This is a genomic window from Pseudonocardia sp. P-1 (assembly GCF_058111925.1).
This window is the reverse complement of sequence record NZ_CM176614.1, coordinates 1,747,089-1,766,388: the sequence shown is the minus strand read 5'-3', so window position 1 is coordinate 1,766,388 and position 19,300 is coordinate 1,747,089. Positions and strand designations below refer to the sequence as shown.

The window sequence follows — 19,300 nt, the reverse complement described above, 5'->3', positions numbered from 1 at the left end:
TACCGGCTCACACCCCGGGGCGGGCGGCTGCGCGGCGCCGGACCGCGCCGCCGAGCGCGGCACCCGGCAGGTGCGCGGCGACGACCGCGAGTGCGGCGGGGGAGACCGTGCCCCGCGCCAGCCCCAGCTCGACCGCGCAGTCGAACACCCGCCTGCTCCGGGCGGCGGCGCCGATCGCGGCGTCGAGGAACGCGGGACGCGCGGCCAGCCGGGCGAGCGTCCCGACGTGGCGGTGGTGGCGGGCGAAGGTCCGCTCCATGGCGGCGCGGTGGGCGGCGCCCGCGTCGTCGCCGCGCAGCGCGCTGCGCCCGGCGAGGATCCCGGAGGCGACGGCGTCGAAGATCCCCTCGCCGGTCAGCGGGTTCACCTTCGCCGCGGCGTCGCCGGCCAGCAGCACCCGGCCGTCGGGCTGGAACCGGGGCGCGGTGGACAGCGGCAGGTGGTGCGCGCGCAGCGTCGACGGGTCCGGTTCCTGGCCGGGCAGCAGCGCGGCGAGCCGCTCCAGCAGCGACGCCCGGTTCCCGGCGCCGCGCTCGTCGAACACGCCGTAGCCGACGTTCGCGCCGCCGCCCGCGATCGGGAACGACCAGGCGTAGGCCGGGACGGCGCCGCCGGCGTACTCGATCGACAGCGTCCCCGGTTCGGCGGCGACCGGGGTGTACCCGCGGATCGCCACCGCCGTCGACGACGGCGGCACGCCCGGCGCGCCGAGCGCGCGGCGGACCACCGAGTGGGCCCCGTCGGCGCCGATCACGATCCTCGCGACGACGTCGTCGTCGAGCAGCACCCGGTCGCCGTGCGGGACGACGGTGCGGACCCGGTGGCGGCGCAGCTGCGCCCCGGCGGCGACGGCCGCGTCGACCAGCGCCGCGTCCAGCTCCAGCCGCGTGACCACCCGGTTCGGCCGGGGTGCGGTGCGGTGCACGACCCGGCCCTGGGGGGTGCGCAGGCGCAGCCGCGGTGCCGCGACGCCGAGGGCCCGGACCCCGGTGGCACCCAGCTCGTCGAGCAGGTCGAACACCTCGGCCGCGACGCCGTCGCCGCAGGTCTTGTCGCGGGGGAAGGCCGCGGCGTCGAGCAGGAGCACCGACGCCGACGGTCGCAGCCGCAGCACGTTGAGTGCCGCGGCGCAGCCGGCGGGACCGGCCCCGACCACGACGACGTCGTAGGTGGACATGGCGCCATTGTCCCCCTCCGCGCCCGGGCGGAAACGGCTCGCCACCGCCCGCCCGGCCGTGGTGCACTCGCACACCGCCACCCCCTCGTCCGGCCGCGCCGTGTGCCGGCGCCGCGGGTGGGCGCGTCCGTCACGTACCGAGGAGCACGCTGTGACCACCGAGCCGGCCGCCGGCCGCGACGCCGAGCGGCTGCCCGCCGGAGCCCTGCTGATCATCTCGCTGCTGGTCGGCTCGGCGTTCGTGATGATCCTCAACGAGACGATCATGAGCGTGGCGCTGCCCGCGCTGATCGCCGACCTGCGGGTCACCCCGGCCACCGCGCAGTGGCTGACCAGTGGCTTCCTGCTGACGATGGCCGTGGTCATCCCGATCACCGGCTACCTGCTGGGGCGGTTCCCGCCGCGGTCGGTCTACCTCGCCTCGATGGGCCTGTTCAGCACCGGCACTCTGCTGTGCGCGGTCGCGCCGGCGTTCGGGTTCCTGCTGGCCGGACGGGTCGTGCAGGCCACCGGCACCGCGGTGATGATCCCGCTGCTCATGACGACGATCCTGCGCCTGGTCCCGGCGAGCCGCCGCGGGCAGACGATGGGGACGATCTCGATCGTCATCGCGGTGGCGCCCGCGGTCGGCCCGACGCTGTCCGGGGTGATCCTCTCCGCGCTGGGCTGGCGCTGGATGTTCTGGATCGTGCTGCCGATCGCGCTGGTCGCCCTGGTCGCGGGGGCGCTGCGGCTGCGGGTGGCCGCGGAGACCACGCGGGCCCCGCTCGACGTCGCCTCGGTCCTGATCTCGGCGGTCGCGTTCTCCGGGATCGTCTACGGGCTGTCCGCGATCGGCGAGTCCGCCGCCGGGGGCGCGCACACCGCGGTGCTGCCGTGGGTGCCGCTGGTGCTCGGTGCGGCGGCGCTGGCGGTGTTCGTGCACCGCCAGGTCCGCCTGCAGCGCGGCACCGGCACGGCTCCGCTGCTGGACCTGCGCCCGTTCGCGGTCCGCCGGTACTCGCTGTCGCTGGTGCTCGTCGCGACCGGGTTCATGTCGCTGTTCGGCGCGATCATCCTGCTGCCGCTCTACATCCAGGAGGTGCTGGGCGACAGCGCGTTCGTCGCCGGCCTGGTGGTGCTGCCGGGCGGGCTCGTGATGGGGCTGCTGGGCCCGTTCGTCGGCCGGGCCTACGACCGGGTCGGCGCCCGTCCGCTGGTGCTGCCCGGCTCGGTCCTGCTCGCGATCGTGATGTGGGGGTTCACCACCCTGGCCGCGGCGACGCCGATCTGGCTGGTCGTGGTGCTGCACGTGGGCCTGTCCGCGGCGCTGGCGCTGATGTTCACGCCGCTGATGACCGACGCGCTCGGCTCGCTGCCCGGCGAGCTGTACTCGCACGGCAGCGCCATCCTCACCACGCTGCAGCAGGTCGCGGGCGCGGCGGGGACGGCGCTGTTCATCACCGTGATGACGCTGGCCTCGGCCGGCGCCGGCGTCGACGCGGCCGGGGTGCACGCGGCCTTCCTGGTCGCGGCGGGCGTGTCCCTGGTGACGGTGGTCGTCGCGGTGGCCGCGTCCCGCCTACCGGCACCCACCGCGGCCCCGCAGGACGCCCGGACCTGAGGCCCGTCCGCCGGGTCAGCGGGTCGCGGTCCTCCCGGTGGTGCCGGCGGGGGCGGGGACGTCCGGGTCGTCCAGCCCGTCGCGGGAGGTCTCGCGCAGGGCGAGCACCGACCCGACCGAGACCAGCGCCAGCAGCCCGATCACCGCCGACAGCGTCCCGGTGCCGAACCCGGCGGCCTGCAGCGACGCGAACAGCACCGGCGAGAGGCCCGCGCCCATCCCGGAGATCTGGTAGCCCAGGGAGGCCCCGGTGTAGCGCGAGCCGGTGGAGAACATCTCCGAGTACAGCGCCGCGGACGGCCCGAACCAGGCCGCGTGCGTCACGCCCTGCCCGACCACCACGGCGAGGGTGAGCAGCACCGCCGAGCCGGTGTCGATCATCGGGAAGATCGCGACGCACCACAGCCCGGTGGCGACCGCCCCGCCCAGGACGACCGGCCGTCGTCCGACCCGGTCCGACAGCGCGGAGAAGCCGATGATCCCCACGCTGGCGACCAGCGAGGACAGCGTCAGCGCGTTCAGCACGGTCTGGCGCTCGAACCCGGCACCGACGGCGTAGGAGATCAGGAACGTGGTGAGCGTCCCCTGCGCGACGAAGGCCCCGAACCCCACGCCGACGGCGAGCAGCAGGTTGCGCGGCCGGGACAGCACCTCCAGCAGCGGGGCGCGGGCCGGCGTCGTCGGCTGTGCGGCGGCCGCCGCGGCGAACACCGGGGTCTCGGTGACCGACAGCCGGACGAACAGGCCGATGCCCAGCAGCACCACGCTCAGCAGGAACGGGATCCGCCAGCCCCAGGTGAGGAACGCGTCCCCGGTCAGCGCCGCCGACAGCGCCAGCACCAGCGTCGACAGCACCATGCCGCTCGGCGCGCCGGCGTTCGTGAAGCTCGCCCACAGGCCCCGCCGCGACGACGCGTGCTCGGCCGACATCAGGACCGCGCCGCCCCACTCCCCGCCGACCGCGACGCCCTGCACGACCCGCAGCACGATCAGCAGTACCGGGGCCAGCGCGCCGACCTGCGCGTAGGTCGGGAGCAGGCCGATCAGGGTGCTCGCCACCCCCATCAGCACCATGCTGATGACCAGCATCCTCTTGCGCCCGACCCGGTCCCCGAAGTGGCCGAACACGATCCCGCCGAGCGGGCGGGCCAGGTATCCGGTGGCCAGCGTGCCGAAGGCGGCGACGGTGCCGACCAGCGGGTCGAGGTCGGAGAAGAAGACCGCGTTGAACACGACGGCCGAGGCCGTCGCGTACAGCAGGAAGTCGTAGTACTCGATCAGGCTGCCGAGATAGCTCGACAGGACCGCGCGCCGGCGCTGGGTCGAGGAGAACCGGGGGTGCGTCATCGCAGCTCCCTGCCTTCCGTGAGATGGAAAGCAGCTTTATAGCAAGTTACTTGTGATCAGCGCCACGATCGTTAGGATCGCACACGTGACGGATGCGGCGTCGGTACCGACGGGGACGCGGGGGCAGCGGTTGACCTACCTGGTCAAGCGCCTGCAGATGGCCGAGCGGGCCCGGATGGAGGAGGCGCTGCGCCCGCTGGGCGTGACGCTGGCCCAGTACACCGCGCTCAGCGTGCTGGAGCGCCGCGGCGGGCTGTCCTCGGCGCAGCTCGCGCGACGGCACTTCGTGACCCCGCAGGCGATGCAGCAGCTCGTCGCCGCGATGGAGCGCGACGGGATCGTCGAGCGCCGGCCGGACCCGGACAACCGCCGGATCCTGCAGGTCTGGCTCACCCCGCACGGCGACGCGACGCTGGCCCGCTGCCACGCCGCGGCCGGGGTCGTCGAGCGCCGGATGCTCGACGCGCTGGAGCCCGACCAGGCCGAGGTGTTCGCCGACGCCCTCGAACGGTGCCTCGCCGCGCTGGCCGGTCGCGACGGGATCCCGCCGGACGGCGATGCTTGACCCCATGGCAAGCACCTTGCTATCAAGCTAGTTGATATCAAGGAGCGAGGGAGCCCCATGAGCCCGATCACCGGTCCCGGCCTCGGGCTGGGCACCTGGCCCGCCCGCCGCGCGCGGATCAGTCCGCACGCGCCGGCCCTGTCCGACGGGGAACGGGCGGTCGACCACGCCGAGCTGGCCGGGCGCGCCGCCCGGATCGCCGGCGGTCTGGCGGAGCGGGGCGTCGGGCCGGGGGACCGGGTCGCCTGGCTGGGGGTGAACGCCGTCGCCACCCTGGAGACCTGCTTCGCGGCGTGGCGGCTCGGCGCGGTCGCGGTCCCGCTGAACTACCGCCTGGCCCCCGCCGAGGTCGGCTACATGCTCGACGACTGCGGCGCGACGCTGCTCGTGCACGGCGCCGACGCCGACGACCTCGTCGCCGCGACCGCGCCGCGGATCCCGGTCGTGCGCGGCGTCGAGGACCTCGCCCGCGGGCCGGCCCGCGACGACGCCGGTGCCGGTCTCGACGACCCGGCCGTGCTGCTCTACACCTCCGGCACCACCGGTCGTCCGAAGGCGGCGGTGCTGACCCACGGCAACCTGACCTGGAACACGGTCAACCAGCTCGCCCACGTCGACGTCTGCTCGGACGAGCGCACGCTGTGCATCTCGCCGCTGTTCCACTGCGTCGGGCTCTCCCAGGTCACGCTGCCCACGCTGTTCAAGGGCGGCAGCGTCGAGCTCGTCGCCCGGTTCGACCCGGCGGCGGTCCTGGGCCGGATCGCCGAGGCCGGGATCACCAGCTTCGCCGCCGTCCCGACGATGCTGCAGATGCTGTGCGAGTCCCCGTCGTTCGCGGGCACGGACCTGTCGTCGCTGCGCACCGTGGTCTACGGCGGGTCCCCGGTGCAGGAGCGGGTCGCCAGGGCCTGGCTGGAGCGCGGCGTCGCGCTGCAGCAGGGCTACGGGATGACCGAGGCCTCGCCCGGGGTGCACATGGCGACCCGCGACGGCACGGCCGCGCACCCGCCGACCTCGGTCGGGGTGCCGCACTTCTTCACCGACGTCGCCGTCGAGCGCGACGGCGAGCTCGCCCCCCTCGACGGCGAGCCCGGCGAACTGCTGGTCCGCGGGCCGCACGTCAGCCCCGGCTACTGGAACCGCCCGGACGAGACCGCGGCGTCGCGGCGCGGGGAGTGGTTCCGCACCGGCGACGTGCTCCGGGCCGGCGACGACGGCTGGGCGTTCGCCGTCGACCGGGTCAAGGACATGATCATCTCGGGCGGGGAGAACGTGTACCCGGCCGAGGTCGAGGCGGTCGCGGTCACCCATCCCGACATCGCCGACTGCGCCGTCGTCGGGGTCCCCGACGAGCGCTGGGGCGAGGTCGGCGCGGCCTACGTGCAGCTGCGCCCCGGCGCCGACCTCGACGCCGACGCGGTGCGCGCGCTGCTCGCCGGGCGGCTGGCCCGCTACAAGGTCCCGAAGTACGTGCGGTTCGTCGACGAGCTGCCCCGCAACGCGTCCGGCAAGGTCCGGCGCGTCGACCTGCGTGCGGCCGCGGCCGTCGCCGAGGAGCTGTCGTGAGTTCTCTGCCCGAGTCGCTGACCGTGGAACGCCACGACGAGGTGGCCGTGCTGCGCCTGTCCCGGCCCCGCAAGCGCAACGCCCTCGACGACGCGACCGTGCTCGGCATCGAGGACTTCTTCGCCCGCCCGCCCGAGGGGGTGCGCGCCGTCGTCCTCGACGCCGAGGGCGACCACTTCTGCGCCGGGCTGGACCTGTCCGAGCTCGGGGACCGCGACGTCGTCGCGGCGATGGAGCACTCCCGGATGTGGCACCGCGCGTTCGCCCGGCTCGCCGAGGGGCGGCTGCCGGTCGTCTCGGTGCTCAAGGGCGCCGTCGTCGGCGGCGGGCTGGAGCTGGCCTCGGCCACCCACCTGCGCGTCGCCGAGGACTCCACCTTCTACGCGCTGCCCGAGGGCCAGCACGGCCTGTTCGTCGGAGGCGGCGGGTCGGTGCGGGTACCGCGGCTGATCGGCGTGCACCGGATGACCGACATGATGCTGACCGGCCGCGTCCTCGACGCCGACGAGGGCCACACGCTGGGCCTGTCGCACTACCGCACCGGCCCGGGGGAGGGACTGGCCCGCGCCTGCGAGCTGGCCCGCACCGTCGCCGGGAACTCGGCGATCACCAACGTCGCGGTGCTCCAGGCGCTGCCGCGGATCGCCGAGGCCTCCCCGGACCACGGCTTCATGATGGAGTCGCTGGTCGCCGCCGTCGCCTCGTCCAGTGCCGAGGCCCAGGAGAGGATGCGGGCCTTCCTCGACGGCCGCGGTGGGAAGGTGCGCCGGTGAGCGAGCTGCTGCGCCCGGTTGCCGACGACGTCCGGGAGACCACGGAGATCGGCCGGTTCGTCACCGCCGTCGAGCGCGGGCACGGCCTGACCCTGCCCGACTACGCCGCGCTGCACCGCTGGTCGGTGACCGAGCCCGAGGCGTTCTGGTCCGCGGTCGCGACCCACCTCGGCGTCCGGTTCGACACCCCGCCCCGGGCGGTGCTCGGGCGCCGGGGGATGCCGGGCGCGCAGTGGTTCCCCGGCGCGACGCTGAACTACGCCGCGCACGCCCTGGACGGCCCCGAGGACGACGTCGCCGTCGTCGCGTACTCCCAGACCCGCGACCGGGTCGAGCTCACCTGGGGCGGGCTGCGCGAGCAGGTCGCCCGCGCCCGGGCCGGGCTGCGCAGGCTCGGCGTCGGCCGCGGCGACCGCGTCGCGGCCTACCTGCCGAACCTGCCCGAGACCGTCGTCGCGTTCCTCGCGACGGCCTCGCTCGGCGCGGTCTGGACGAGCTGCGCCCCCGAGTTCGGCGCCCGCAGCGTGCTCGACCGGTTCGGCCAGGTCGACCCGGTCGTGCTGCTCACCGTGGGCGGCTACGGCTGGGCCGGACGCGACGTCGACCGCCGTGACGAGGTCGCCGCCCTGCGCGCCGGGCTGCCCGGGGTGCGCCACGTCGTCGCCGTGCCGTACGGGCCGCACACCGTGCCCGACGCGATGACCTGGGACGAGCTGCTGGCCGCCGACCCGGAGCCGGGTGCCGACCCGGTCCCGTTCGACCACCCGCTGTGCGTGCTGTTCTCCTCCGGCACCACCGGGCTGCCCAAGGCGATCGTGCACGGCCACGGCGGCATCCTGGTCGAGCACCTCAAGAACCACGCCCTGAGCTGGGACCTCGGCCCCGGCGACCGGATCCTCTGGTACTCCACGACCGCCTGGATGATGTGGAACGCGCTGGTGTCCGGGCTGCTGCGGCAGGCCTCGATCGTGCTGATCGACGGCAACCCGGCCCACCCCGACCTCGGGTGGCAGTGGCGTCTCGCCGCCGAGACCGGCGCGACGCTGCTGGGTGCCAGCCCCGGGTTCCTCATGGCCTCGCGCGCCGCGGACCTGCGCCCGGCCGCCGAGCACGACCTGTCCGCGGTCCGCCAGATCGGCGCCGCCGGAAGCCCTCTCCCGCCGGAGGGCTACCGCTGGGTGGCCGAGCAGTTCGGCCCCGAGGTACTGCTCAACGTGGGCAGCGGCGGCACCGACGTCTGCTCCGGCATCGTGCAGGGGAGCCCCTTCCAGCCGGTGTGGTCCGGCGAGATCTCCGGGCCCTGCCTCGGGGTCGACGCCGCCGCCTTCGACGACGCGGGCCGCCCGGTCGTCGGCGAGCTCGGCGAGCTGGTCATCCGGGCCCCCATGCCGTCGATGCCCGTCGGCTTCTGGGGCGACGACGACGGCAGCCGCTACCGCGACACCTACTTCGCCACCTGGCCCGGGGTGTGGCGGCACGGCGACTGGGTCCGCTTCTCGGCCGACGGCTCCGCGGTCGTCGCCGGCCGCTCCGACGCCACCCTCAACCGGGGCGGCGTCCGGCTGGGGACCGCCGAGTTCTACCGCGTCGTCGAGGAGCTGCCCGAGGTCGAGGACTCGCTCGTGGTGCACCTGGAGGACCCCGCGGGCGGCAACGGCGAACTGCTGCTGTTCGTGCAGCCCGCCGGCGGCACCCCCCTCGACGACGCCCTGGTCACCCGGATCCGCACCGCGCTGCGTGGCGAGCTCACCCCGCGCCACGTCCCGGACCGGATCGAGGCGGTGCCGGTCGTGCCGCGCAACCGCACCGGCAAGAAGCTGGAGGTCCCCGTGAAGCGCATCCTGCTCGGCGCGGCCGTCGACGACGTCGCCTCCCGCGACGTGCTCGCCGACCCGACCGCGCTCGACGCGTTCGTCCACTTCGCCTCCGGGACGCCGGCGTGAGCGCGCCCGGGACCCCCGGCGGCGCCGGTGCCGCGGCCGGGGTCGGCACCGTCGCCGTCGTCGGGACGGGGGTGATCGGCGTCGGCTGGACGGCACTGTTCCTGGCCCGCGGCCTGCACGTGCGCGCCTTCGACCCCGCACCGGGCGCCGAGGACCGGCTGCGCGCCGACCTCGCCGCGCTCGGCCCGTTCCCCGGCCACGACGGCCCGCTGCCGGTGGCGAACCTGGTGTTCGCCGGCAGCGCCGGTGACGCCGCCGGGCCCGCCGGGTTCGTGCAGGAGAACGGCCCCGAGCGCGAGGACCTCAAGCACACCCTGTTCGCCGAGCTGGACTCCGCCGCCGCCCCCGGCGTCGTGCTCGCCTCCAGCTCCTCGGGCCTGCTGCCGACGACGATCGCCCGCGGCGCGGCACGCCACCCCGAGCGGGTGCTCGTCGGGCACCCGTTCAACCCGCCGCAGGTCATCCCGCTGGTCGAGGTCGTACCGGGGGAGCGGACGGCGGAGTCCGCCGTCGAGGCCGCGCTCGCCTTCTACACCGCGTTGGGCAAGCGGCCGGTCCGGCTGCGGGCCGAAGTGCCGGGCCACCTGGCCAACCGGCTGCAGGCCGCGCTGTGGCAGGAGGCGTACTCGCTGGTCGAGCGGGGTGTCGCGACGGTCGCCGACGTCGACGCCGCCATCTCCCACGGCCCCGGCCTGCGCTGGGCGGTGCTCGGCCCGTTCGCCAACCAGCACCTGTCCGGCGGTCCCGGCGGCCTCGCGCACATCCTGGAGCATCTCGGTCCGCCCACCGAGCGGTGGTGGCGCGACCTCGGCCAGGTCACGCTCACCCCCGAGCTGGCCGCGACGCTGGTCGACGGCGTCCGCGACGAGCTGGGCGACCTCGACGGCCCCGCGCTCGCCGCCCGCCGCGACAGCGTCCTCGCCGCGCTGCTCGAGGCCAAGTCCCGTACCGAGCTCCCCTGACGGAGGTTCCCCATGCCCATCGACCTCGCTGCCGTCGACGCGATCGACGTGCACGTCCACGTGGAACAGGACGGCCACGGCTGTCTGGCCCTCGACCAGGAGCTGCTCGACGCCTCGGCGAAGTACTTCAAGGCCGACCAGGACCGCACGCCGACCATCGACGCGATCGCCGAGCACTACCGGGCACGCCGGATCGCCGCGGTGGTGTTCACCGTCGACGCACCGTCGGGCACCGGGCACCCGCCGCTGTCCAGCGAGGAGATCGCCGACGCCGCCGCGGCGCACGCCGACATCCTCATCCCGTTCGGCTCGGTGGACCCGCACGCCGGCAAGGCCGCCGTCGCGCGCGCCCGGCGCCTGGTCACCGAGCACGGCGTGCGCGGGTTCAAGTTCCACCCGAGCCTGCAGGCCTTCGAGCCGAACGACCGGGCCTTCTACCCGCTCTACGAGGCCATCTCCGAGCTCGGGGTGCCCGCGCTGTTCCATACCGGACAGACCGGGATCGGTGCCGGCCTGCCCGGCGGACGCGGCATCAAGCTGCGCTACTCCGACCCGATGCTGCTCGACGACGTCGCTGCCGACCACCCCGACCTCACCGTGGTGCTCGCCCACCCGTCGGTGCCCTGGCAGGACGAGGCGATCTCGATCGCCACCCACAAGTCCAACGTGTACATCGACCTGTCGGGCTGGTCGCCGAAGTACTTCCCGCCGCAGCTGGTGCGGGCCGCGAACACGATGCTGCGCCGCAAGGTGCTGTTCGGCTCGGACTACCCGGTCATCACCCCCGACCGGTGGCTCGCGGACTTCGAGACCCTCGAGATGAAGCCCGACGTCCGGCCGATGATCCTCAAGGACAACGCGGTGCGGATGCTCGGACTGGGGTGATCGTCGACGGCGAGGGGTCCGCTGCCGGATGCGGCACCGGACCCCCCGCTCGTGCCGGTCACGGGATCGACGGCCGCCCGGGTTGTCCGGACGGGTTCCCGTACGGCCCGTCGCGTCGTGCGTCGTCGCAGGTCAGCGCCTCGAAGCGAACCGGTTCCCGACGTCGTTGACACGATCAGGTGATTCGTTTCGCCGTGTTCCGGCATTACGGGGCGGGTCGTCCCGGTCCGTACGGAGTAGCCCAGGTCACTCCCCACGCCCGATCTCGGGGCTCTGCGACCCCGTTCCCATGATGTGGACCTGTCCGGTGTCGCGTTGCTCCGAACGGGTCTGTTTACTGATTCCCATGCACCTCGTCTCCCGGTTCGCGGTTCGGCGCCACGTCGACCTGCGCCGCCAGGCGAGCGCGCTCTGTTCCGGCGCCTGACCGCGCCCGGCTCCCGGGGCGCGCCCGCGCTCCGCCGCACGCCGTCCCCGGCACGGGGTCCGCAGCCGCGGTAGCCACGGGACCGCCCCAGCACTCCCCGACACACCACCGCGCCCCGCGCGGACCTCCCGCCCCGCCCTCCCGGCGGCCCGGGAGGGCGGAGTCCGACGCCCCTCGGAGCGCACGCCCGCACCTGCCCGCGCCCCGCGGCGCCGTCCACGACGGACGACGCCGCGGCCCGCCGCTCGTCGGATGTCCACATCGGACTCCACCTCGCTCCCCGTCACGAAAGAAGGAGACACGTCGTGCCTCAGCACCGCGCACGGTCCGCGTCCCGGGCCCGGCTGATCGCCGGCGGCGCCGCTCTCGCCGGCACCGCCCTGATCGGCCTGTCCGGCGCGGCCCAGGCGGCCACCCCGGACCTGGTCCCCGACCTCGGCCCGATCCTCAGCTCCGACTCCTCCGGGCCCGCGAACGACGACCAGCCCGACCCGGCGCCCACCGCGCCGCCCGTCGAGTCGTCCTACGAGGCGTTCGACTCCGACCAGCCGATCCAGCAGCTGCGCGACTTCGCCCCCGCGGGCGTCCCCGCCGCCGGGCTGGTCGACGTCGTGTCGAAGGCGCCCAAGCAGATCACCCCGACCTTCCTGTCCGGTGGGGCCGGCGAATGAGCCTGCTCCCGCAGTCCCGCTGGGCGCGGCGGGGGCTCATCGCCCTCGCGAGCGCCGCCGTCGTCGCCGGGGTCGTCGCGATCCCCGCGTCGGCCCAGGGAACGATCGACAAGGTCAAGTCCGAGGTCACCGGCGCCGACGGCAAGAACTACTGGGTCGAGAACAACCTCACGCCGGAGGCCCGTCAGCAGTCCGCCGACGGGCCCAAGAAGGAGTACGCGCTGGTCTGGGCCGGTGACGAGAACGTCGCCGACACCGCGGTCGCCGACGTGCGCAACCTGCCGGGGTCGCTGCTCGACCCGGTCGACAAGGTCCGCGACGCACTCCCCGGTCCGGACTTCCTGGCCGTCGTCGACGTCACCAAGGGCACCCCGGACTACGGCAAGGTCGTCAACACCGCGACCGTCGGCCCGCTCGTGGAGAACGAGCCGCACCACATGCAGTACTCGTGGCGCAAGGGCGACAAGATCTACGCGGGCGGCCTGTTCTCCGCGGCCACCTACGTCTTCGACGTCGCGGCGCTGCCGGAGATCACGCTGTCGGGCATCTCGCTGCCGTCGCAGACGCTCTGCGGCTCGGTCCCGGACGCGTACTGGGTCCTGAAGGACGGCACCGCCTACGGCACCTACATGGGCGGCCCCGTCGCCCCGGGCCCGTGCCGCTATACCAACGGCGAGGTCCGCACCGGCAACGGCTTCGCGGGCTCTCCCGGTTCGGTGATCCGGTTCGACCAGGAGGGCAGGAACCTCGTCGAGGCCCCGGCCGCGACCGAGACGCCCGAGGACCCCACCCAGTGCCTCAACATGCCGGCCCTGGGCAACCCCACCTGCGCCAACCCGCACGGCATCCAGGTCCGCGAGGACCTGAACACCATGGTGACCAGTGACTACGCGGAGCCGCGGTCGATCATCCTCGACCCGGTGAAGAACCCGTCGCCGTACCTGCGCCGGCCCACCGTGCGGACCTGGGACATCTCCGACCTGAACAAGCCGAAGGTCACGTCGGTCCAGTACCTGCCGACCGGCCCGCGCTCCAACGGGGTCGACCCGCTGCGCAACGAGAACCGCGCCGTCATGGAGACCACGGTCACCAACCGGCCGGAGAACAAGGGCGCGTTCGCCCAGACCATGCAGGGCGGCGCGATCTTCTACACGCCGGACATCACCGCCGAGAACCCGGAGTGGAAGGAGGTCTTCGACCTGGGGACCTCCGCGCCCGAGCTGGGCGTCGGTGGCGAGAACGGCGGCCCGAGCGCCAACGGTGGCTGGATCCAGACCAGCGCCGACGACACGACGCTCTACCACGCCACGATCGGTCGCAAGGCCGGCACGCTGGGCCCGGACGACAAGGGCACCGCGGGCGGGGTCGTCGCGCTCGACATCGAGAAGCTCCTGGCCTCCGGCAACGCGCCGCAGTGCTCGATCGACACGATCGAGGAGACCACCGCCGGTGGCGCCGAGAGCGACTGCCCGACGATCAAGGGCACGGTCGGCATCAACCCGGACCAGACCGGCGCGGGCCCGCACTGGGGCGCGCTGGACAACCTGGAGCGCGGTGACGACGGCTACTACCGCCACACCGACCGGCCCACGCGCCTCGCGACCGCGAACTACTTCGTGGCCCGCACCGGGCTCGACGGCGACCACCGCCTGTGCATGACCGACATCGCCCCGGACGGCTCGCTGAGCCTGGACGAGTCGTTCACGGACGAGGACACCGGCGACACGTGCGTGAGCTTCAACCGCCAGCACTGGCCGCACGGCGACTTCGGCAACGCCAAGCCGCACTCGATGCTGTTCGTCGCGGCCGACGAGGACATCAAGGACTGATGATGTCCCCCTCGTCGATCGTGACGTTCGTGCCGGCCGGCGGGCTCCTGCCCGCCGGCCCGGCCGGGGACGCCCCCGCCCTGCTCCGTGCAGTGGCGGGGGCCGCCCCGGCGGTCCTCGCCCGAGGACCCTTCGACGGCGTGCCGTTCGCGGACACGGCCCTGCGGCTGGTCCTGCTCACCGCGCTCGCCGTGGTGGCCGGAACCGGTCTGGTCCGGGTCCTGGCCGGTGCGCCCGGACGCGCCGAGCGGGTCGTCGCGGGAGTCGCGGCGCTCGTCGCCGTCTCCGCCGCGGTTGCCGCGGTGACCCGGTCCGGCGCCGGGCTCACCGGCTGGACCCTGTTCCTCCTCCTGGTCACGGTCGCGGTACCGGCGCTGCTCGTCGGTCCCCGCCCGGTACTCGCCGTGCTGCCCGCAGTCGCCGTGACGGCGCTGCTGGTCCTCCAGCTCGCCGGCACCCCCGGCGCGCCGTGGTTCGCGCCGGACGCCGGGTACGCCGTCGCCGGGTCCCTGGCCGCCGGTGCGGCGGTGCACCTGGTCACCACCCGCACCGACGACGACGCGCGGCCCGCCCGGGTGCGCGTGCTCGGCATCGCGGCGGGCACGGTGGGGGCCGTGCTCGCCGCGGTGCGGCTCGCCGTCGCCGGGCCGTTCTCGCTCACCGACGTGCACGGCACCGGATTCGGCCGCGCCGCGCTGGTGACGGTCGTGGCCCCGGCCGCGGTCGCGGCACTGCTGCTCGCCGAGACGCTGCTGATCCGCCGTGCGGCCAACCGGGTCCGCGCCGACGAGGTGCGCGACCGCGTGCGCACCCCCGCCGCGCTGGCCGCGGTCGTCGCCGTCGGTGCGGCGTCGCTGCTCGCCGCCCTCCCGGCGCCGGCGCCCGCGGCCGTCCCGGGACAGGCCCTGCTGCGCTCGGTCGACCTCGGTGCCGGACCGCTCACCCTGGCGGTCTCCCCGATGCGCCCCGGCCCCAACCTCGTCCAGCTCACCGGCGCCGGGGTCACCGTGACCGGGCCCGACGCCACGATGCCCGCCGGGCACGGGGACACCGGTGCCCCCGCCGGCTACGCCGTCCGCACCGGTGACCGGGACGTGCCGTTCACGGCCCGCTCCGGCGCACCGGGTGGCTGGGCGCTGGTCGACCTGCCCGAGGGCACCACCTCGATCACCGTCACCGCCGGGGGACCGGCCCGCGCGGTGCCGGTCGACGTCGGCACCGACCGGACCGCCCCCGCCGGCGCGAGCGGTGCCGACGGGCCGGAGTGCCTGTCCGCCGCCGTCGGGCGGATCCTGGCCGGGGGCGACCCCGCAGCCGGCCCGTGCCCGTCGGAGGGGCTCGACCCGGCCGACGCCCTGGCGCTGCGCGGCACCGTCCGCGCGCTCGCCTCCCAGGGGGCGCCGGGTCTGGCGATCGCCGGTGACGTGTCGCCCCGCTCCCGTGCGGCCGCCGACGTCGTCCGTACCGAAGCCGGTGCCGCCGGGCTGCCGGTGCGCCCGGCCCCCGGCCCGGACGACGCCCTGGTCGTCGTGTCCGGCTGGCAGCACGCCGCGACGACGGTCCGCGACACCGCCCGCGCGGCGCAGACCACGCCGACCGCGCTCGGCGGGACCTACCTCGCGCCGTGGCTGCTGACCGGGGGAGTGCTCGGGCAGAGCCCGGGCACCCTGCTCCCGCTGGACTTCGGCCCGCAGGAACAGGTCCCGCAGCGCTACGTCCGGACGCTCGCCGCCGTCGCACCGGGATCCGCCCCGTCGCTGTCGGGGCTGCGCGCCTGGGCGGCGACGACCGGAGATGCCTACACCGACCCGGCACCGGCTCTGTACGGTGCCGCCCCGGTGAGCGTGCCGATGACCGCCGCCGACGACGACGGCGGGCACCACGGTGGCCCCAACGAGGCCGCCTGGTTCCCGGGCGGCGCGATCGTCCGGATCGGCTCCGCGCTGACCGGGCCCGGACGGGCGGACACCGACCCCGGGACCGGCGCCCCCGCCGGACCCACCCCCTGACCAGCACCACCCACGAGGAGGCTCCCGTGTCGATCACGAAGGACCCGCCCGGCCGGTCGCCGGGAACACTGGCCCGCGCGTTGCGCGAGCTGCCCGGCAGCGGGCGCACCGCGTTCGGGCCGCAGGACCGCGCCGCCGCCCCGCCGCAGTGGCGGGTCGTCGCCGTCGGCCTGGTCCTGGCCGTGCTGTTCCTGGTCGGGGTGGGCACGGTGGCCCCGGCGACGATGGTCGGCACCGCCGCGCTCGGCCTGGCCCTGGGCTTCACCCTGTTCCACTCCCGGTTCGGCTTCACCTCCGGCTGGCGCCAGCTCGTCGCCGTCGGGCAGGGCGCCGCGATCCGCGCGCACATGGTCATGCTGGCGACGGCGTCGGTGCTGTTCGCGGTGATCCTCTCGTCCGGGTTCGCCCTCGCCGGCGAGCCGAAGGGGTTCACCAACCCGATCGGCATCGGGCTCGTCGTCGGCGCGTTCCTGTTCGGCGTCGGCATGTAGGTCGGCGGGTCGTGCGCCTCGGGCACGCTGTTCGCCGTCGGCAGCGGGCAGTCCGCGATCGTGCTGACCCTGCTCGGGTTCGTCGTCGGCTCGATGTTCGCGGTGTTCACCCACACCTTCTGGACGCAGACCGTGCCGCAGGGCCCGAGCGTCAACCTGGCCCAGCTGCTCGGCTACCCCGGCGCCGTCGCCGTCACCCTGCTGGTGACGGCCGCGATCACCGCGGTCACCTGGGTGGTCGCCCGCCGGCGGACCCCGCCGCCGGTCGAGCGCCCGCCGTCGGCGCGCGGCGTCGCGCGGGTCCTGCGCGGATCGTGGCCGATGTGGGTCGGCGCGGTCGTGCTCGCCGTGCTCAACGCGGCGGTCCTGTTCGTCTCCGCCGCCCCGTGGGGCGTGACCTCGGCGTTCGCGCTGTGGGGCTCGAAGCTCCTGCAGGCCGTCGGGTTCGACATGGCGGGGCTGGCGTACTGGCAGGTCCCGGCGAACGCGCGGTCGCTGGCCGCCCCGGTGCTGGCCGACCGCATCTCCAACCTCGACGTCGGCATCATGATCGGCGCGCTGGTGGCCTCCGCGGTGGGCGGCGCGTTCGTGCTGCACAAGCGGATCCCGTGGAAGCTCGCCCTCGGCGCGGTCCTCGGCGGCATCGCCATGGGCTACGGCGCGCGTCTCGCGGGCGGCTGCAACATCGGTGCCTACTTCTCCGGCATCGCCTCGTTCAGCCTGCACGGCTGGATCTGGGCCGTCGTCGCGCTCGGCGGCACCTGGGTCGGGCTGCGGCTGCGGCCGCTGTTCGGCCTGACCAACCCCAAGCCTGCCGACTCGCTCTGCTGAGCCGGCCGGACGCTCCCCCCACCAGAGAGGTTCACACGATGACCGCACGTACCACCGTCCGCGCGCTGGCCGCCGTCGCCGGCGCCGGGGCGCTGGCCACCCTGGCCGGCGGCCTCGCGCACGCCGACGAGGGCCACCACGGCAGCCGCCACGGCCACGGCGACGCGCACTACGACGGCTCCGTCTGGCACTACGACGGCGAGGCGACGCCGAGCGACTCGGCCGATCTGAACGAGTCCGCAGGCGACCGCGCGGACGGCAACACCCCGGTGTACCTGCTGAAGGACGTCCCGGCGGCGGCGCCCGAGGACCTGCTGAAGCCGGTCGACCTGACTGCGCCCGCGTTCGGCGTGCTGGACGGCCTGAGCTGAGACCCGTCCCGGGCGGCTGTGCACAGGGCCGCCCGGGCCGAGCCGACCGCCCCGCCCGGACCGCGCGTCCGGGCGGGGCGGCCGTGCGCCGGGGGTGGGTCAGTCCTCCTGCAGGACGGCCTGCACGTCGAGGTCGATCCGCAGCGTCCGGCCGACGGCCAGCACCCCGGCCAGCACCGACTGGTTCCAGTCGATCGCGAACTCGTCGCGGGAGATCTCGGTGGTGGCGGTGAACGCCGCCCGGGTGCCGCCCCACAGGTCGGGGCCGGTGCCGCCGTAGGTCATGTGCAGGTCGACGGGGGCCTTGACTCCCTTGAGCGCCAGCATCCCGTGCACCGTCCAGCGGGTGGCGTCGACGCGGGTCAGGCCGTCGCCCTCGTAGCCGATGGCCGGGTGGGTCTCGACGTCGAGGAAGTCCGCGGTCCGCAGGTGGGTGTCGCGGTCGGGGTCGTCGGAGTCCACCGAGCCCGCGTCGATCGACACGCTCACGGAGCTGGCCTCGAACGGGTCGGCCACCCGCAGGTCGCCGGAGAACCGGCGCAGCCTGCCGTGGATGCGGCTCATCCCCAGGTGCAGCGCGGTGGCCCGGATGCTGGAGTGCTGCGGGTCGATCCGCCACAGGCCCGGGGTGGGCAGCACCGCGCCGCCCGCCCGGGCGAGCTCGACGCGGCCCAGGTCGGTGCCGTCCCCGGCGAGGGAGACCGCCCGCGCCGACGGCTCGTACCCCGCCGCGGCGACGACGACGGTGTGCGGCCCCGCCGCCAGCTCCGCCACCGCGAACCCGCCGTCGGCCCGGCTGGCCGCCCGGCCCCGCTGCACGCCGGTGGCGTCCATGACGGTGACCGTCGCGCCGGTCACCGGCCAGCCGTCGGGGGTGCTCAGCCGTCCGTAGAGCTCAGCCACGTCCCTGCTCCGTCCTCGTCGGGTCGCCGATCCGGTCGTCGGTCGGGTCCGGGGCGCCGAAGCGCACCTCGACCGGTGTGGTCGCGCCGCGCGCCACCTGCACCGCGACGACGACCGGCGCCCAGCCGCTCGCCGTCAGCTCGTGCCGTCCGGGCGGGAGCCCGTGCAGCTCGTAGCTGCCGTCCCGGCCGGTGGTGGTCTCGGCGACGGTGCGCCCGTCGCTGTCGCCGATCACGATCCGCGCCCCGGGGACCGGGCGGCCGTCGCCGCTGCGCGCGACGCCGGCGATCCCGGCCAGGGCCGGGAACCGCAGCTCCACCGGCGGCCCGGCCGGGTCGGCGTCGACCGTGCGGGCCAGCGGCCCGTGCCCGGGTGCGGTCGCGGTGAGGGTGTGCGGGCCGGTACCGGGGGTCTCGGCCAGGAACCGGCCCGCCGTGTCGGTCGGCGTGTGCGCGACGACCTCGCCCGCGGTGTCGATCAGCGTGACGGCGGCGCTCCCGATCGGGCGGCCCGCGGCGTCGGTCAGCGTGCCCCGCACCGTGCCGCCGCTGGCGACGGTCACGTCGTGCCGCGCGGGGGAGGCGACGACGGCGACGAGCCCGGCGTCGGGCCCGGCACCGTCGGTGCGGGTCACCACCAGATAGGTCCCGCCGGTGGTCAGGGCCACGGCGTAGGTGCCGTCGCCGCCGCTGACGGCCCGCCCGTGCTGGCGCCCGTCCAGGTCGGTGACGGTGACGGTCGCGCCCGGCACGGGGGTGCCGGACCGCCCCCGCACGGTGCCGACGACCGCAGGTCCGTCCCGTTCCGGTGTCACGTCGCGACCTCCCAGGTTAGTTGCGCATCGCAACGATAACCCTCCCGGGTGGACGTGCGTCACCCGCACCGGTGTCGCCGGGCGGTGATCGTGTCGTGCCGCATCCCAGGACTTGCGTCACGTGTAACCGGTG

General features: G+C 75.2%; 15 protein-coding genes and 1 pseudogene. 12 read left to right on the top strand and 4 right to left on the bottom strand.

The annotated features are described in order from the left end of the window. Nucleotides 1-7 precede the first annotated feature (7 nt). Nucleotides 8-1,177 carry a geranylgeranyl reductase family protein gene (locus tag AC0GKK_RS08445; RefSeq protein WP_476654087.1) on the bottom strand — a complete coding sequence of 390 codons (1,170 nt, stop codon included), beginning with the start codon at nucleotides 1,175-1,177 and terminating at the stop codon, nucleotides 8-10. Nucleotides 1,178-1,328: 151 nt separating this feature from the next. Between AC0GKK_RS08445 and AC0GKK_RS08440 the strand changes: the two genes are divergently transcribed. Next, the gene (locus AC0GKK_RS08440) at nucleotides 1,329-2,780 is read left to right on the top strand and encodes a DHA2 family efflux MFS transporter permease subunit (RefSeq protein WP_253068502.1); all 1,452 of its coding nucleotides are present in this window, start codon (nucleotides 1,329-1,331) and stop codon (nucleotides 2,778-2,780) included. Between the two features lie 15 nt (nucleotides 2,781-2,795). Here AC0GKK_RS08440 and AC0GKK_RS08435 read toward each other — a convergent pair whose 3' ends face one another. Then, a complete protein-coding gene (locus AC0GKK_RS08435) occupies nucleotides 2,796-4,127 on the bottom strand; it encodes an MFS transporter (RefSeq protein WP_253068503.1) in 1,332 nt (443 codons plus the stop codon). Nucleotides 4,128-4,212: 85 nt separating this feature from the next. Between AC0GKK_RS08435 and AC0GKK_RS08430 the strand changes: the two genes are divergently transcribed. The 11 genes and pseudogenes from AC0GKK_RS08430 to AC0GKK_RS08380 all read left to right on the top strand — a co-directional run bounded on the left by AC0GKK_RS08430 (nucleotide 4,213) and on the right by AC0GKK_RS08380 (nucleotide 17,450). Next, nucleotides 4,213-4,692, top strand: a complete 480-nt coding sequence (locus AC0GKK_RS08430; protein WP_226355660.1) for a MarR family winged helix-turn-helix transcriptional regulator — start codon at nucleotides 4,213-4,215, stop codon at nucleotides 4,690-4,692. 57 nt (nucleotides 4,693-4,749) lie between these two features. Continuing rightward, on the top strand, nucleotides 4,750-6,258 hold the full coding sequence (locus tag AC0GKK_RS08425; RefSeq protein ID WP_253068504.1) for an acyl-CoA synthetase: 1,509 nt from the start codon (nucleotides 4,750-4,752) through the stop codon (nucleotides 6,256-6,258). Then, nucleotides 6,255-7,031 (top strand): crotonase/enoyl-CoA hydratase family protein, encoded by a 777-nt coding sequence (locus AC0GKK_RS08420; RefSeq protein WP_208822643.1) that lies wholly within the window; start codon nucleotides 6,255-6,257, stop codon nucleotides 7,029-7,031. Before AC0GKK_RS08425 ends, AC0GKK_RS08420 begins: the two co-directional genes overlap by 4 nt. After that, nucleotides 7,028-8,974 (top strand): acetoacetate--CoA ligase, encoded by a 1,947-nt coding sequence (locus tag AC0GKK_RS08415; RefSeq protein ID WP_489883534.1) that lies wholly within the window; start codon nucleotides 7,028-7,030, stop codon nucleotides 8,972-8,974. The genes AC0GKK_RS08420 and AC0GKK_RS08415 overlap by 4 nt, the downstream gene beginning before the upstream one ends. Continuing rightward, on the top strand, nucleotides 8,971-9,936 hold the full coding sequence (locus AC0GKK_RS08410; protein WP_405418758.1) for a 3-hydroxyacyl-CoA dehydrogenase NAD-binding domain-containing protein: 966 nt from the start codon (nucleotides 8,971-8,973) through the stop codon (nucleotides 9,934-9,936). The genes AC0GKK_RS08415 and AC0GKK_RS08410 overlap by 4 nt, the downstream gene beginning before the upstream one ends. A gap of 12 nt (nucleotides 9,937-9,948) precedes the next feature. Then, the gene (couO, locus tag AC0GKK_RS08405; RefSeq protein ID WP_405418757.1) at nucleotides 9,949-10,821 is read left to right on the top strand and encodes a 4-hydroxyphenyl-beta-ketoacyl-CoA hydrolase; all 873 of its coding nucleotides are present in this window, start codon (nucleotides 9,949-9,951) and stop codon (nucleotides 10,819-10,821) included. 732 nt (nucleotides 10,822-11,553) lie between these two features. Then, nucleotides 11,554-11,919 (top strand): hypothetical protein, encoded by a 366-nt coding sequence (locus AC0GKK_RS08400; protein WP_476654094.1) that lies wholly within the window; start codon nucleotides 11,554-11,556, stop codon nucleotides 11,917-11,919. Beyond that, entirely contained in the window at nucleotides 11,916-13,748 is a 1,833-nt protein-coding gene (locus AC0GKK_RS08395; RefSeq protein WP_489883533.1) for an FHA domain-containing protein, read from the top strand. The genes AC0GKK_RS08400 and AC0GKK_RS08395 overlap by 4 nt, the downstream gene beginning before the upstream one ends. Further along, nucleotides 13,748-15,757: a hypothetical protein gene (locus tag AC0GKK_RS08390; protein WP_489883532.1), complete on the top strand. Its 2,010-nt coding sequence runs from the start codon at nucleotides 13,748-13,750 to the stop codon at nucleotides 15,755-15,757. The genes AC0GKK_RS08395 and AC0GKK_RS08390 overlap by 1 nt, the downstream gene beginning before the upstream one ends. Before the next feature lie 80 nt (nucleotides 15,758-15,837). Beyond that, a pseudogene (locus AC0GKK_RS08385) lies at nucleotides 15,838-17,079 on the top strand (YeeE/YedE family protein). Between the two features lie 38 nt (nucleotides 17,080-17,117). Beyond that, on the top strand, nucleotides 17,118-17,450 hold the full coding sequence (locus tag AC0GKK_RS08380) for a hypothetical protein (protein WP_405418749.1): 333 nt from the start codon (nucleotides 17,118-17,120) through the stop codon (nucleotides 17,448-17,450). A gap of 99 nt (nucleotides 17,451-17,549) precedes the next feature. Here AC0GKK_RS08380 and AC0GKK_RS08375 read toward each other — a convergent pair whose 3' ends face one another. Beyond that, nucleotides 17,550-18,353, bottom strand: coding sequence for a YceI family protein (locus AC0GKK_RS08375; protein WP_251786897.1), 804 nt, complete (start codon nucleotides 18,351-18,353; stop codon nucleotides 17,550-17,552). Then, entirely contained in the window at nucleotides 18,346-19,167 is an 822-nt protein-coding gene (locus tag AC0GKK_RS08370; RefSeq protein ID WP_489883531.1) for an MSCRAMM family protein, read from the bottom strand. The genes AC0GKK_RS08375 and AC0GKK_RS08370 overlap by 8 nt, the downstream gene beginning before the upstream one ends. Between the last annotated feature and the right edge of the window lie 133 nt (nucleotides 19,168-19,300).